3 protein-coding genes and 1 pseudogene are annotated in these 15,943 nt (G+C 66.7%); 2 read left to right on the top strand and 2 right to left on the bottom strand.

Features of this window, described 5'->3' with window-relative positions:
- Positions 1 to 627: 627 nt before the first annotated feature.
- On the bottom strand, positions 628 to 7,059 hold the full coding sequence (locus ACTRO_RS50175) for an RHS repeat domain-containing protein (RefSeq protein ID WP_157435626.1): 6,432 nt from the start codon (positions 7,057 to 7,059) through the stop codon (positions 628 to 630).
- Between the two features lie 356 nt (positions 7,060 to 7,415).
- Here ACTRO_RS50175 and ACTRO_RS00980 point away from each other — a divergent pair, with 356 nt between their 5' ends.
- Positions 7,416 to 12,593 carry a LamG-like jellyroll fold domain-containing protein gene (locus ACTRO_RS00980; RefSeq protein WP_034260507.1) on the top strand — a complete coding sequence of 1,726 codons (5,178 nt, stop codon included), beginning with the start codon at positions 7,416 to 7,418 and terminating at the stop codon, positions 12,591 to 12,593.
- Positions 12,594 to 14,382: 1,789 nt separating this feature from the next.
- Positions 14,383 to 15,187: pseudogene (locus ACTRO_RS44720) on the top strand (IS110 family transposase).
- A gap of 125 nt (positions 15,188 to 15,312) precedes the next feature.
- Here the strand turns inward: ACTRO_RS44720 and ACTRO_RS00990 are convergent.
- A complete protein-coding gene (locus tag ACTRO_RS00990) occupies positions 15,313 to 15,861 on the bottom strand; it encodes a DUF6886 family protein (protein ID WP_034260509.1) in 549 nt (182 codons plus the stop codon).
- Positions 15,862 to 15,943: the final 82 nt, after the last annotated feature.

Raw genomic sequence — 15,943 nt, forward strand, 5'->3', positions numbered from 1 at the left:
CACACCGGGCGTTGGGGAATGCCGCGTCGCTGCATCCGCTACCCGACAACGTCATCGACCACTACCGCATCACACGGCGAGACCGAAACTCCAGATACACCAATTTTCGGCAAGAGCACTCCCAAGATACTGCTGAGATTATTTCACCGTATCGGTTGTACCGCATATGCAAACACCCCAGCCAGGGCACCCAGAATGAGAGGCAAAAGAAGAGTGGATCTCCGCCGCGGGTAAGCACCCGATACTGCCATCTGACGCGAACGACGTTCCATGAAGAGAGCAAGACTGCCCGTAAAGACCATTACAGCCAAACATACCGCCTTAATGACTCGCAGCACGAACTCACCTGTGTGCTGCCCGGTGACTCCGACGACGAGTGTCGCAAAAATCGCAATGATGGTGACACCCGCGAGTCGGCTGAATATCAGCATCAGAACCCTTCGCCCAGCGGCACCACTTGCAAACTCGCCACGCGACATTGCGTAGACGATCTGCACGTCACTGGGGCGTGGCGGCATACCCCGAGGCACAGGGCGCATCCTTGGCTGCGACACAGATCCCACGAGCGTAAGACGCGCAGCGACAGTAAGACCCCAATCAACACGAGGCTCAGTCATTAAGGTTCTCCTAGCAGTGGGAGAGACACTCATCGATCCCCCAGAAACCTATGCCACCGGCGACGGTCAGCCGATTATTTAATCCATTCATATACTTCGCGTCCCGCCTAGCCGAAGCCGCAGATTTGCCGAACGCTTGCCTAGCACCCTTAGACATGAGATCCGGGTCCGCAGCACGAAGCTGCCTCGCAGCATCATACATTTCATCGGCGTCGCGTGCTACCTTTTCAAGCTTCACTACGCGGGCCGCGATTCCGAAGCCGGGTACGGCCGAGATTAGGCCGAACCAGTCGCCGGACACACCACTGTAAAGAGCCGAGGCCACGTTGAGTCCGAAGGCAACAGGCGCAAGGACTGGAATAGCTATGCTTACGATAGATACCACCATCGCGGCCGTGCTCAATATATCACTTACGCCGATCCCGAGAATCTTATAGTTCGTCACAGCGTGCCATGCGCAGCTGAGCCCCATGAATCCGCACGAATGTGACTGCTTCGCCGCTGCGGCTTGTTGCGCTGCAAGGGCTCTTTGCGCGAGTACTTCCTGCGCCGCTTGTTCGCTTTTGAGGGCTTGCTGCTTGTCATACTCGTTGACGAGTGCCAATTTCGCTTTAGCGTTGTTGGTGTTGCGGACCGTGCGTTCGATGCAGGCGTTGGACGTGCAGTCGTCGATGGCCTGGTTCTCGGCCTTCTTCGCCTCGCTGTCGTAGTACTCCTGTTGCTCCTCGTAGGCCTGCTTACTGATCGCTTTCGCATAATCCTGGTCGGCCTCGCTGCCGCAGCTGTCGACGCAGTCGCGCTGGCCGGTGGGGTCGCTGAGGGTGACCGGATCGTTTCCGGAGTAGTCGTAGCCGGCGATCTGGGCGGGGTCGTCGGCCTCGAAGACGGGGTCGACAGAGAGGAACCGTCCACTGGCGGCGTTGTAGACGCGTGCGCCGAGGGTCTCCAAGCTCGTTGTGCTGTCCGCCTGGCCCCCGATATACCCCTTGTCTCCGCCGACCCAGGTCGGGGCGGCGCCGCGGGTCTGTCCGAAGGGCAGGTACTGGCGGTGGGTCACGGTCTGGGCCGCGGTGGTGGCGATGGCGAGTTGGTCGGTGCCCTGGCGGTCCGGGATGAGGCAGTTGACCGCACCGGTGTTGGTGCGTTCGGCAACGGTGACGCCGCCGACCGAGTAGTAGCGGGTGCCAGTCACGTTGCCGCTGCCCGAGACGAGGTTGAGTTGGGCGTCGCCGACGGTCAGCGTGGTCGAGGCCGGGTCGCGCATGACGATCTGGTCGCCGTCTGCGTCGTAGGCGTAGTTGGTAGTGCCGGCGCTGCTGGTGGTGGCCTGGAGTTGGTCCTGGTCGTTCCAGGTGTAGGTCTCGGTGCCGGGTGTTCCGCCGGTCTGGCTGGTTTCGTTGCCGGCCGTGTCGTAGGTGTATGACGCGGTCTCGGCGATGGCGTTGGGCCCGGTGGCGGTGGTGTTGGTCAGGGTGGTGGGCTGGTCGGTGCTCGAGGGCTGGGTCGGGTAGTGGTAGGTGGTGGTGGTGTCGTTGGCGGTCACGCCGCTGGTGGCGTGGTCGGTCTGGGTGAGGCGGTCTCCGGCTGCGTCATAGGTCCAGGACTGCCAGTACGGGGCGTCGGTTCCGCCGACGCCGGCGGAGCTGCCCGGGCTCGGCGTGGCGAGACAGTTATCGGTGGCGGTCCAGGCCTGAGAGAGACGCTGCGCGTAGTCGTAGGTGAAGCATTGCGTGTCGACCGTGGCTGTACCGTTCTGCTTGTCGACGACCTTGGTCAGCAGACCCGAGCCCGGCGAGACAGTGTGGGAGCCGTTGTCGTAGAAGTAGGCGAGCTGGTCGACCGGGTTGGTACTGGTCGAGTCAGTGGTCTCGATGCCCGTGAGAGCACTGGTCTGCGCATCGTAGGAGAGTGTCGCCTGGACGGACCCGCTGACTGTGGGCATCGTGTACTGGGTGGGGTGGTCGTACTGGTCGTAGCCGATCGCGGTGACGTAATTCCAGTTGACGCTGCCGGTGCCGGCCAAGGAGATCGGCACGCCGTAGGCATTGTATCCGGTGGTGACGGTCTCCGAGGGCAGCCCGCCCATCGCCGGGTCGATCACGCTTTTGGGCAGGCCGGTGAACGTGTAGCCATAACCGATGGTGTATCCCCCGGACGGAACCAGGTCAGCGTCGGTACCGGTGAGGGTGAACTTCGTTGCCGCGGGCAGGCCCATGGCGTTGTACGCCTGGATGCTGCTGGTGTACGTATCCCCGTTCGAGTACGACGTCGAGGAGGTGGGCATGCCGTTCATGACCGTGTCGTAGACCCACGAGGCGGTCTCGTTGCTGCTCGAGAGCGTCTGCGTACTGGTGGTGTCGTACGCGGCGGTCTTGCGCCCGTCCTTGTCGTAGACGTACGTACTCTGCTTGCCCCGCGCGTCCGTGGAAGTGATCACCTGTCCGGCATTGTCGTAGGTCTCGACGCTGTGCCCGGCGTCCGGGTCGTAGGCGTCGGTCTGCTGGCCGAGCAGGTTGTAGGCCCAGGACCACTTGTTGCCGGCCGCGTCGGTTTCGGTGGCTTTCTGGCCGGCGGGGTCGTAGGTGTAGGTGGTGTCGGTGTAGTCGCCGGCCGGGTCGGTGGCGTAGTTGGTCGGCTGGCCGGCGAGGTATTGGATGAGGTCGGTCTGCTGGCCGAGGGCGTTGGTGACCGTGGTGGTTGCGGTGCCTCCGGCCGGGGGGATGGTGGTGGTGAAGTTCCCGCCGTAGCTGTAGGTGGTCCGCCAGGTCTCATTACCGAGGTTGTAGGAGATCACCGCGGTTTCTCGGCCGACTCCGTCGTAGGTGTATCCGGTCTCCGCAGGAACGTCCCCGGGCTGTGCCTGGGTCTCCGGCGGCGTCTTGGTTTGGACGAGCGTGGTGCCGACGGGGTTGGCGTTGTAGTACGGGTTCGTGGTCTCAGACGTCCAGCCGTCGGTGTTGTAGTACGTATCGGTGATGTCCCGGTTGCCGTCGACGGTGCCGGTCTGCACCTCCCGGGCTCGGAGCATGCTGTCGTAGATCGTCTCGGACAGCCGGTAGGACTCGTCGTCGTTGAGGGTGTAGCTGTCGACGACCGAGGGCGCGGAGTTCGAGACGGTGTAGGTGAACTTCTCGTTCGGGACCTTCGTCGCGGCCGCGAACCCGGGCTCGTACACCGCGGTAAGGCGGCCGAGAGCGTCGTACTGCTCGGTGGTGATGTGGCCGGCCGGGTTGGTGACCGTGGTCGGCAGTTCGCGCAACGGATCGTATGCGGTGGTGGTGACCAGACCCTTCGGGTCGGTCACCTTGATGCTGGTCGGCTCCGCTCCCGTCGCGGGGGTGTAGGCCATGGCGGTAGTACGGGAGTCGGCGTCGGCGTCGGAGGTGTCACGGCCGTACTCGTCGTAGACGGTGGTCGCGGTGGTCACGTAGTTCGGGGTGGATCCGGTATAGGAGGCGGCTTTCTGCGTCTTGGTGGCGTCCCCGGCCGTCGGCACGGCGCCCAGGGTCGCGGAGCCGTCGTAGTAGGTCAGGTCGTCGGAGATCGCGTCCGCGGGAAGCGCGGGCGTGGTGGTGCAGGGCACGGAGACGGTCTTGACCTCGTCGGGCAGGTCCAGGATCCACGTGCTGGTGTTGTCCGCGTAGCTAGTGGTGGTACACGAGTGCTGTGAAGCCACGCTCACGTCGCCGAGGGCGTTGACCTGGGTGGCCCGGCCGTAGGAGTCGTGGGTGTAGTCGGTCTCCGTCTCGCGCGTCGATCCGGACGCGAGCGGCGTGTACACGCGCTGTTCGGCCTGGCCGGTCAGAAATGCCTGCTGGGACGGCAGCCCGCCCGTCAAAGCGTGGGTCGCGGTCGCGCTGCTCGTCCACGGGGTGTCGATCGCGTCGCTCACCACCGCGGTACCGTTGAACACCTGTGTTTCGTAGGTCGTGCCCGCGTACTGGTTCGAGTCCACGACCGCTGCGTCGCCGCGCGTGTCCGAGACGGTGACACTCCGGGTGCTGGTCGAGGTCAGATAGTCCCCGTCCATGCCTCGGAAATAGGTGTACTGCGTCTGCGTGACCGGGTCCGGCGCCGTGCCCGTCGAGACGACCATCCCCGAGTAGCCGCGGAACTGATCCCAGGTGCGCTGGTTCGCCGGGGTGAGCGGGTTGTCGTCGTAGTGCCAGGCTGGGTTGCCGACGGGGGTGTAGATGGTCTGGATGGTGTCGTTGCCGAACCCGCCGGTCGGGTCCTCCTCGGTGACCCCGGTCACGATGTACTTGTTGAAGTAGTCCTTGATCGGGTCGGAAGCGGTGGCGGGGGTCCAGTACACCGGGTAGCACAGCATCGTGTTCGCCGAATCACTCGACGGCGTGGAGCTGGCGCACCCAGGGGCCGAGTACCCGACGGAGATCGTCTCGCCGGTCTCGGTGACGATCTTGTTCAGGCGTTGACGGGTGATCCACGGGTACCCGTCGGTCATATCGACCCGGTTCTGCATCGCCGTGCCGCTGAATGTGACCTGGGGCAGTGGGACCGAAGAAGTGGACCCGCCGGCCGTGGTGTCCAGCCCCGTCTGCTTGATCGTGGAGAGCCAGAGGGACGGGGTGGAGGTATCTTTGGAGTCGACGATCGCGGGCAGGGCGTAGGTCAGCGCCCAGGAGTCCACCGGGGTCAAGCTCGTGCCCGACAGCGCCGAGGTTTTGATCCCGGTCAGCTCATCCTCGGACCAGAAGGTCGGAGACTGCATGGAGCAGGTTGCCCCCGAGGCGCAGTTCAGGTCGTAGGGGACATCCGGCCAGTTCGATGCGGTCGAGCTGCTCAACGTACTCGTGTCGCACCCGGTCGGAGAGGTGCTGCACCGCCCGGCGTAGGACAAGTCCACCTGGCCCGCAGGCGTCGAGGAATAGACCGCACCCGCCCGCTGCCCGTACTCGATCTTCGACAGGACACTGTCACGCGTGTACGCCGAAGTTGAAGGAGCAGTCGTGCCCAGATCCTGCGCGTAGTAGGCCGTGGTCTTCGCGTACCAGTAGGAGATCGCATCGGAGTGGGTGTCCACGACGTAGTCGAGATTCCACCGGTAGGCCTGCTCACAGTACGAACTCGGGAATGATGTCTGGTAGCACGGCTGTCCGGACGCGGTCGCGTAGACCGGCTCGGTATCCACGGAATTGGTCTGCGCGTCCGTGCCCGCGTACCCGGGCAACTCGTTCAGGCCGAAGTAGTACTGCGTGCCGTCGGTGCTCGTCACGACCCAGTACTCGCCGTTGTGCGCGCCGTTGACCGCGCCGGTCTCGTACTGCACACGCTCGCCTGGGTCTCCGGTCGAGTGATACGTGCCGGTGGCGTCGTCCTTGATCAGGGTCGAGGTATCGCCGTCCAGGCTGATCGTCAGCTGATCGTCGTTCGACCAGCAGTTGTCGTAGGTCTTCGACGAGCCGGCGGGATTCTGGTTGCAGGAGGCATAGGAGCGCTCGATGTACGAGTCGGTCAGATCCCACCCGTCTCCGACGACCCCTGCCTGGTTGTTGGTGGCCGAAGTCAGCCCGTCCACGGACTGGGAGTCGTACGACAGGCCGAGCGAAGGCTCGAGCCCACCGGGGACCTCAGGTGTCGAGATCGGATACGACCAGGTGAACGAGTCCGCGCTCCCGCCCCCCGACCAGGACCCGGAGTCCGATTTGAGGGTGGTCGCCGTGTAATCCCCGCCCCCGGACCCCGCGGAGCTCGAAGTGTCCGAGGTAAGGGCCAGGACGAGAGGCGTGGGGAGAGAGGCGGAGGACGCCGACTCGGTAGTCCACGATGCGCTCTCGAACGCGGCGCCCCTTGCATCCGCGGCCGTGGCGGGGGAAGCGGGCAGGGTGGCTGTGGCGCTCAGCGTCTGGGTCTTCGGGTTGTTGGCGAACGTCACCGGATGCTGCACCCGGCATGCCGGAACATCGGGGGTGCTCAACGCGCATGCGGGCAGCGAGACCAGGGCCAAACGTGCGTTCCAGCCGCCGCCGAACGCTTCCTGGAACTGCCTGTAGGACACCGTGATCGACACACTGCCGGGCTTATCCACACCGTCCGCGCGGGTCACGGCCAGAACTACCCCGTTGGCGCCCGCAGCCTGGGCGGCCGAGCGCGGTTCGACTGTGACGGAGGCTTTTGACGGCGAATCCGAGGCCGGAGATGCCTTGCCCGCGCGCTTACCCCCAGGTGCGAGGGTGACCGGGAGCGACCCGGCGGCCTGAGCGGTACTGCCCGCGAAGGCCACCGTCGCGCTGCCTGAGGGCCACACCGGCGCCGCGGTCTTCGCCGAGGTCTCCGGTGTCGGCTTGGTGTAGTGGGAGATGACGGGAGAGACCGGGAACGACTTGGTCGGCGCCACGCTCACCAAGCCCATACCACTCGCGGCCAGTGCCGGGCTCCCGAATATCACCTGCGCCACGAGCGCCGGGGCCAATGCTGCCACGACGAGGCGGGTGTTTCGCCGACGGAAGCCCCCCGCCAATCGCCCAAGCATGGAATGTGCAGCCACATATATGCTAGCCATCCGACACCCTCCCCATCGCCGCGGCCCTGCCACACAGCGCGTGACAATGCACGAACCCTGCGAACTGTAGCAGTCGCAGGGTACTGACCGTCAAGGACTGTGGAGCAATTTCATGAAAGGCTCTGCGAATTGATGACCTAACAGGTCACAGGCCCTATCATGCGCCAGGAGCCCTGGATCACACTCTCGCCGAGGGCGCACGGGGCCGTGGGGGCGCTAACCGCCACCACCCAATTCAATGGGCGAATATATCTCACAGGGTTGGAAGGTATGGCATGAATACGCACATGCGGCGAAGTTCGCGGCGCGCGGCTGCCGCGGCGCTCGCGGTCTCCATGATCATGGCGGGCGGCGGCGTCCTCGCTCCAGCTGCCGATGCGCAGGCGGGCGCGCAAGCTCCGGCGAGCTCGACCGGTGATCCTGCGCCGGTCGCCTCGTCCGCGGGCGCGCCGGCCGGCACACAGGCCTTGGCGGACGGCTACGGGCTTTCCGCTGCGCAGCAGAAGGCCGTCGACCAGGCTGCGGCGCAGGCTGCGAAGACCGGCCAGCCGGTGCCGATCAGTGCCCTGACCAGCGAGACCTGGCAGGTCTCCGCCGAGCCGGGCGGGGGCCTGGAGCTGGCGGACAACCCCGCTCCGGTGCGTACCCTGCAGCACGGGGCGTGGGTGCCGGTGGACACCACCTTGCACAAAAACTCCGACGGCACCTACACGCCGGCTGCCACCGCCTATGCGACCGCGCGCCTGTCCGGCGGGGGCAGCGGCCCGCTGGTCACCACGACCACCTCGAGTGGTGCGAACTACCAGTTGTCCTGGCCGACCGCGCTTCCCGCCCCCACGGTCTCCGGCTCCAGCGCGACCTACGGCAACGTGATCGCAGGGGTCGATCTCCGGGTCGATGCGAACGCCACCGGCGGCTTCTCTGAAGTCCTGATCGTGCACAACGCCAAGGCCGCCGCCGATCCGCGGCTTGCGAAGCTCGCGCTCGCCGTGCACTCCTCCGGCACCAGCCGGGGCACCGGGACCACGCTCGCCACCGCCCCTGACGGCCTGCAGCTGGACCTGTCCGACGCGATGATGTGGGACTCCGAGACCACACCCACCGCGCCCGGCAGTATCGCGGCGAAGGGTACTGCCGGCACCTCGAGCGCGAAGGCGCCGAGCCTGGCTCAGGTCGCCGCGTCCGACCCGTCCGATGCGACCCACCCGGGCTACGCCGCGCACCAGGCGCCGCTGCAGGTCTCCTCCTCCACCAGCTCGCTGACGCTGGCCCCGGACAAGGCCATGCTCACGGCCAAGGACACGGTCTTCCCGCTCTACATCGACCCGAGCGTGTCCTGGCACTCCAGCACACCCGCAGCCTCGGCATACGACGAGATCAAGCAGGGCTCTCCCTGTAACAGCCAGTCCTACACCAACGACACCGCCGAAGACGACAACTCGCTCGGCGTCGGCTGGACCAACACCTACTGCGGCGGATACCAGCGCACCTTCTACCAGTGGAAGCTGCCCCCGGCCATCGCGAAGGCAACCATCCAGGTCGCGACCGTGAAGGCCACCGAGAACTGGCAGGCCTCCTTCTCCTGCAGCGAGTCACGCACCGTGGACCTTCACCTGGCCGTCGGCATCGGCGCCGGCACCGACTACAACAACACCAACCCCGGCTACATCACCGGCTCGGGCGCCTACTCGACCTCCGCGAGCGTCGGCGCGGCATACAACCCGTCGGGCTGCCAGAACCCCATCACCTCCCCGGCCTCCTTCACCGTCACCACCCCGGTGCAGGCGGCCGCCACCAGCAGCGCCAGCCAGATCACCTTCGTCATGGACCAGGGCTCGAACACCAACTACGCGGACTTCGACCGGTTCACCGACAACCCCACGCTCAACATCTCCTACGACCACGCCCCCACCACCCCGACCGCCGCCCAACTCTCCGCCGCGGTCGGCGGCTCGGACACCGCCGCATGCGACACCGCCGCCCCGTACCCGTACATCGGCAAGGCGATCGCGACCAACAACGTCACCCTGACCGCGACGAACATCACCAGTCCGGACAGCGACGAACTCCAGGCCACCTTCAAATACTGGATCACCGGGTCCACCACCACCGCCACCGGCAAATCCGCCGACAACCTCGCCTCCGGCGGCAACGCCAGCTACACGCTGCCCGCCGCCTTCACCCAGGGCCTGACCGACGGGCAGTCGGTGTCCTGGCAGGTGCAGACCACCAACGGCACCCTGACCTCCGGCTGGTCGCCCACCTGCACCTACACCGCCGAACCCACCGGCCCCGACGAGCCGGCCATCACCGCGAACACCACCTACCCCGACAACACCACCGGCGCCGCGGCAGGCACCACCGCGACCTTCACCGTGACCGGCAACACCGACGGCACCGCGGCGACGAAGTTCTACTACCGGCTCGACGCCGCCCCGGTGACCACCGGCACCATCCCCGCCACCCAGATCGCCACCGCCACCAACGACACCGCCACCTTCACCATCACCCCCGCCTGGGCCGGACTCCACACCCTCTACGTCGAGTCCGTCGACGCCGCCGGCGACGTCTCCGGCGCCAACTCCTACACCGTCATCGCCGCAGCCCACGCCCCGAGCACCTGCGCCAGCCTCACCGCCTGCTTCAACAACACCGCGATCAGCCCCGACACCAACCCCTCCCAGGCCAACGCGGACGGCAACGGCAACAGCCTCTCCGCCACCAACCTCACCGCCGCCGGATGGAAAAGCACCGGCGGGCACATGAGCATCGACGGCGCGAACCTCGCGCTGCCCGCATACGGCACCGGGCAGGCAGACAACGTCCTGGCCGCGAACCAGACCATCACCTGCACCAGCTCACAGGCGATGAACTGCGTTACCAACCCGGTCGGTGCCAGTGCCCTGACGTTCCTGACCACCGCCACCTACGGCTCGATGGCCGAGCCCGGCTCCATCTCCGGAGACACCACCGCCCCCTACATCCCTGCGGGCACCCCGGTCGCCGGCTCCTACATCAACGACGGATCCCTGCAAGACGCCATCGGCGCCCCCACCGGCACCATCAACTACGCCGACGGCACCTCCGACACCTACACCCTCACGGTCCCGGACTGGTCGAGCGGCCCGAGCAACCTCGCCGCGTTCACCATGCCCTCCTTCAACAACCCGGCCGGGAAGAAGACCTCCACGGCGAAGATGTACGCGTTCAGCATCCCGCTCAGGCCCGGCGCGACCATCTCCTCAATCACCCTGCCCGACGTCTCCGGCACCCCCGGCCATGGCATTCCGGCCGTGCACATCTTCTCCATCGGCACCCGCAACACCACCACCGGCACGGTCAAGGCCGACGGCACCACCGCGACCCTCGCGAGCCCCAACACCTGGACCGGGGCATGGGCCTCGGACAACGAGGGCAACTACAACTACGAATCGAGCAACTTCAACAACCAGTCCTTCCGCGTCCTGCTCCAGCCCACCGTCACCGGCTCCACCATCCGGGTCAAGCTGGACAACGCGCTCGGTACCAGCCCCCTCGACATCGGCCACGCCACCGTCGCGCTGACCAACGGCACCGCCATCACCCCCACCGCAGCCACCAGCTCCACGCCGGTGAACCTCACCTTCGCAGGCTCGACCAGCACCGTGATCCCCGAAGGCGCCATGCTCTACTCCGACCCGCTGCCCTTCAACGTCACCGCAGGACACTGGCTCGCCGTCTCCTTCCAGCTCACCAACTCCATCCCCTACCTGGTCGAGCACTCCTGGGTCACCGACTCCTACGAATACACCGCCCCCATCGGCTCCGGTGACCACACCGCGGACACCGCCGCCACCACCTACACCGCCACAGGCTCCCTCAACGGCACCTACACCAACCTGGTCACCGGCCTCGACGTACAGACCGCGGGCGTGCCCACCCAGATCGTGCTCGGCGACAACCTCATCGACGCGTTCGAACCCAACACCGCCCCCCTCTCCCCCAACAACGGCGCCGCGCTGCGCCTGTCCGACGACATCGCCGCCGCCTCCTCCACCGCCCCCGACCCGTACGGCACCATCAACGCCGGCATCGAATCCAACCAACTCGTCACCGACTACCCCGAGACCCGCGACGGCACCACCACCGGCGGCGCCGTCGGCGGACCCGCCGCCCTCACCCGCGTCGACCGCGATCTGCTCGACGAACCGGGCCTGAACACCGTCATCCTCGACGAAGGCCTCGAAGACGCCCTCGCCGGCAGCGACTTCGCCACCATCGAAGACGCCTACAACTCCCTGCTCGGCTACCTCCAGGACACCGGCATCGAAATGAAGGCCGGAACCGACGGGGCCAGCAGCACCGAGGTGTTCCCCAGCATCGTCGACATCGGCCTCACCCCGTGCGACACCTACAACGGCGACGGCGCCGCCACCGGCAACGACCCGTGCACCACGGCCAGCACCACGACCACCCCCGTCGACACCATCCGCACCCAGATCAACGGATGGCTCGCCGCCAACCCCAACGGATACGGCTGGTGGAGCCCATCCCCCTACTACTACGTCGACCCCGACAAGACGATCGGCGTCCCTGACGCGAGCGACGGCGCCACCAAACTCAACCCGCTCGCCATGGTCGGCACCAGCCGCAACAACACGTTGTCCGACCCGGTCAACCTCACCAACACCGGCACCGGCGCCCTGGCCAACGCCATCCTCGCCGCCACCGACACCTGGACCCTGACCGACGGCACAGGCTCCACCACCGCCGCCGACAGCGCACCCAACTACAACGCCAACGCCTACCTCACTCTGACCGACCCCAACCCCACTTCCGACGTCGGCGCCGGCACCAACTTCCTGACACTGGCAGGCACATACACCTGGGCCACCGCCACCGTCGGCGCCAATGCCAACACCACCGTACTCAGCCTCGACGGCACCAGTGGGTACGGGTCGACCGGCAACACCGTAGTCAACACCACGGGAAGCTACAGCATCAGCGCCTGGGTTGACCCCGCGGCACCCACCTCGGGAGCCCAAGTGATCGCCGGCGAGTGCGGCAACAATCACTGTGCACTGTACTTCGGGATCACCAGCGGCGGATACTGGCAGATCGGCGGCCAGGGTTCTGACACCGCAAGCGACGACACCTACTACGGAGCCACGTACAGCACCGCCACCGCAGCGGCCAACACGTGGACCCATGTAGTCGCCACGTTCAACGCGGCAACCGACACCTATGCGCTGTACCTCAACGGCTCCCTCGCCGCCACTGCGGCCGGGCGCCCGACCGGCTGGGGCGCCACCGGCCCCCTAACCGTCGGCGGCCTCTACATTCTCGGTAGTGGCACGCCCGTCACCAAGAACTTCCTCGACGGAGAGATCAGCAACCTGAAGACGTACAATTACGCGCTGAGCGCACCGCAGATCACCGCACTCCACGACCAGATCACCCCGCTCGACCAGTAGGTCAACTGACGAGCCGACATAACCATGCCACGCGCGGGGTCCCGCATAGCGGGACCCCGCGCCCGCAACTCTGCCCCACGCCAGCCTCGAACCGTCACAGCACGCCGATGGTTGCGTCATCGCCACGCAAACAGCCCCCAGCGCGCGGTACGGCACATCTACACCGAGCCCACGCATCCACCACGCCCGAACCCGGACGCACTGATCTCGCAAACACTCGAGTCTTCCTTCGCGGACACGGGCATGCCCGCATTCTGCATAACCACGCTTATATTGTGCGAACGTCCGCGCCGCCGGACGCTACGCCAGTGCCACTGCTTCCGCCCCTCTGGCCTTGCCCGCCGCGCGCAAGTGTCTCGAGCCGCTCAAGGGCCCGGACCGGGCGACCGGGTCCTATTCGATCTCCATATCGGCGACGACGAGGTTCCGCCCACCCGGCGACGCTGATGGTCACGCGCCGCGCCGGATGCGACCGGCACGACTGGAACGCGGCGCGCCGGGCAATCGCGGGCAGCTGTACAGACAGCCGCACCTTATGCAGGGTGCGGATGGTTCGGTCCGCCCCGAGGGATTCGAACCTCTCACCATTTGATCCGTAGCTGAGGCGGATCAGCTATCGAATATGCCAGCTTGGGCTGTGACGTCCGATCTCCCGCGCTCCGGTCCGGTCGCCCGCCGCCATCCCGTCCTACCGGTAGCCGATGGTGCCACGCCGTCCGCGCCTATCCGCTCGCCCACCGCTTGCCCAACAGCGGAATCCGGCCGCGCCGTGCCGTCCACTTCCGGTACGTCCGTCTCGTGCCTTCCGCTGGGAGCCAGCGCCTGGCTCGGCGTCCCGGCATCGATTCGAAGCCGCCGAACAGGTAGGCGTAAGCCTGGGCGAGGTAGAGGCGCGCTGGGCGACGCCCTCGGAGGGCCTGCACGTCGGTCGTTACCACGTTTGCGGCATGATCGGCCGGTGCTCGAGGAAATGCCGATGGCCCACGGCCGCGCATTCGCGGTAGTCGGGCTACGCAGCGTGAGGGTCGGCTGGGCCATGCCCTGCACCGAGAGCTGACGGCTGATCAGTAGGCGTCGCTATCTATCGGCACGGAGCGTGCTCGGGATGCGCACGCGTGGCTGTCTGCATTTGAGGTACACCCCAACGCTACGCGAGCCACGCTATGAAGCGACGTCAGGATGGAGTATCTGTAAGGACTTCCCCGGCTTCCCGGACCGGACGCGATCGCAGGCCCCGTACCCTCAGCCCGCAACCAGCCGCTCGAGCCCCGGCGCCGCCGCACCCCGGAGTTCGCATCCGCACCCCCACCGGCCTGCGCCCGCCCCGTCTTGACCGCAGCCGCACCGCCAGCCGCCTGAGCACCGGACTCCGAACGCTTAGTACCCGAAGGCCACAGCGGAACGATCAGCGCCGCAACCACCGTAGCCGCGATGATCGATCCGCTCACCGCGCCCCCACATCCGCCGAACCCAGCGCGAACGCCAGCGGCGATGCCACCACCAGCACCACCGTGCCCCCCGCCGTTACCTTTTACGTGTCCCCGCAATGGGGGCGCCTGGCCTCCGGGCCCGGTATGGCTCTGCCACCCTGCCGTGTCTATGGCCTTGGGCGTGTTGCCGCCGGGTTTTGGAGCACTGCCTGACCGCTGATAAGGGGCCTGGTCCGCATCCCGTGCCCGGCGCAACGCCGGGCGTTTTCTCGGGGCGGCCTGTGTAACGTGGTTGCCGGCTGCGGTGCGATGGTCGAGGCCAGGGCATGAGACGAGGGCACGGCTGGAAAGCGACGAGTGTGTACGACACAAGTGATATCGGAGTCTTCCTCGGCCTGGACGTGGGCAAGGGCGAGCACCACGCCCACGGGCTGACCCCGGCCGGCAAGACCGTCTACGACAAGCGCCTGCCGAACACCGAGCCGAAGCTGCGCGCCCTGTTCGAGAAGCTGCTGACGAAGGTTCGGCACCGTCCTGGTGATCGTCGATCGGCCCGCGAACATCGGCGCCCTGCCGCTGACCGTCGCCCGAGACGCCGGCTGCCAGGTCGCCTACCTGCCCGGCCTGGCCATGCGCCGCGCCGCGGACCTCTACGAGGGCGAGGCCAAGACCGACGCCCGCGACGCCGCCTTCATCCCATCCCTCGCCCGCCAGCTGACCGAGATCCTCGCCCAACGCCGCACGCTGGAGGGCCAGCTTTCCGCCCTGCTGGAGGCCCACCCTCTTTCCCCGCTCCTGATCTCGATGCCCGGCATCGAGGTCAGGACCGCCGCGACCATCCTGACCACCGTCGGCGACGCCGGCACGTTCCCCACCGCCGACCACCTCGCCTCCTACGCAGGACTTGCCCCGGTCACCAAGTCCTCCGGCAGCTCCATCCGCGGCGAACACGCACCCAGACGCGGAAACCGACAGCTCAAACGCGCCATGTTCCTCTCCGCCTTCGCCGCCCTGGCCGACCCCGACTCCCGCGCCTACTACGACAAACACCGCGCCGCAGGCAAAACCCACACCCAAGCAATCATCCGCCTCGCCCGCAGACGCATCAACGTCCTCCACGCCATACTCCGCGACGGCGCGTTCTACACGCCCCGCACGGCGTGACGCCCGACAAGGCACCCAAAGGCTCATGCCTGCCGGCCCCGCACCGTCACGAATGCTTGAGATCGCCCCGAAGTCACCCAGGCAAAGGGCTCTGATCCGGGCGCGGCGACAGAGTTGGCCGATGGCTAGACCCGCTGATCCTGCGGCTTGGCATTGCGCAGCCGGATGCCGCTGACGCCGAGGGTGCTGGAGACCACCGCGTTCCAGAACGGCCAGAGGTTGGGCAGCACCCTGAGCTGAATGTCCGCTTCCTCGAGTAGGGCGAACAGATCGCCGACCGGTTCCGCAGGGCCGAGCGGGAGCACGGACTGCTCGCTGACCCAGGCATGCGGCTCGGCCGGAGTGCCGAAGGGGCGAAAGCGCGCGGCGTCGAAGCGGTAGGCGTAGAGCTTGACCGTGCGCATCGCCTCCAGCCAGCCGTATTCGACGGCGTGCACCCGTTCGCCGCCACCGGGCCCGAGGATCAGCGTGCGGTCCTCGTCGCTGCTCCGCGCGGTAGCCCAGGCCATGGCCCGCGGGCACTGCCTGGGAAACCAGTAGGACGGGGCGTTGTGCCAGTCCACGGCCCAGACATAGGACTCGGCCTGTTGCGCGGTGGCCGCGACGTGCGGAGCGAACCGAGCGATCATCGGATCTTCGGAGAAGTGCAAGACCTGACCGGGTTCTGGACGCATCCGACAAGCCTGCCAGAGATCTGCCGCACAGTGCCGTCCCAGCGCGAACTGGCACGTCGGCGAACGCCCGTCGCGGCTGCCT

Origin of the sequence: Actinospica robiniae DSM 44927 (assembly GCF_000504285.1) — a bacterium.
In the GTDB taxonomy this organism is placed as follows: Bacteria; Actinomycetota; Actinomycetes; order Streptomycetales; family Catenulisporaceae; genus Actinospica; species Actinospica robiniae.

Bases quoted from the DNA above. Each gene is read 5' to 3' on its own strand.
- ACTRO_RS00980 (WP_034260507.1), top strand. From the start codon at position 7,416: ATGAATACGCACATGCGGCGAAGTTCGCGGCGCGCGGCTGCCGCGGCG.
- ACTRO_RS00990 (WP_034260509.1), bottom strand. From the start codon at position 15,861: ATGCGTCCAGAACCCGGTCAGGTCTTGCACTTCTCCGAAGATCCGATG.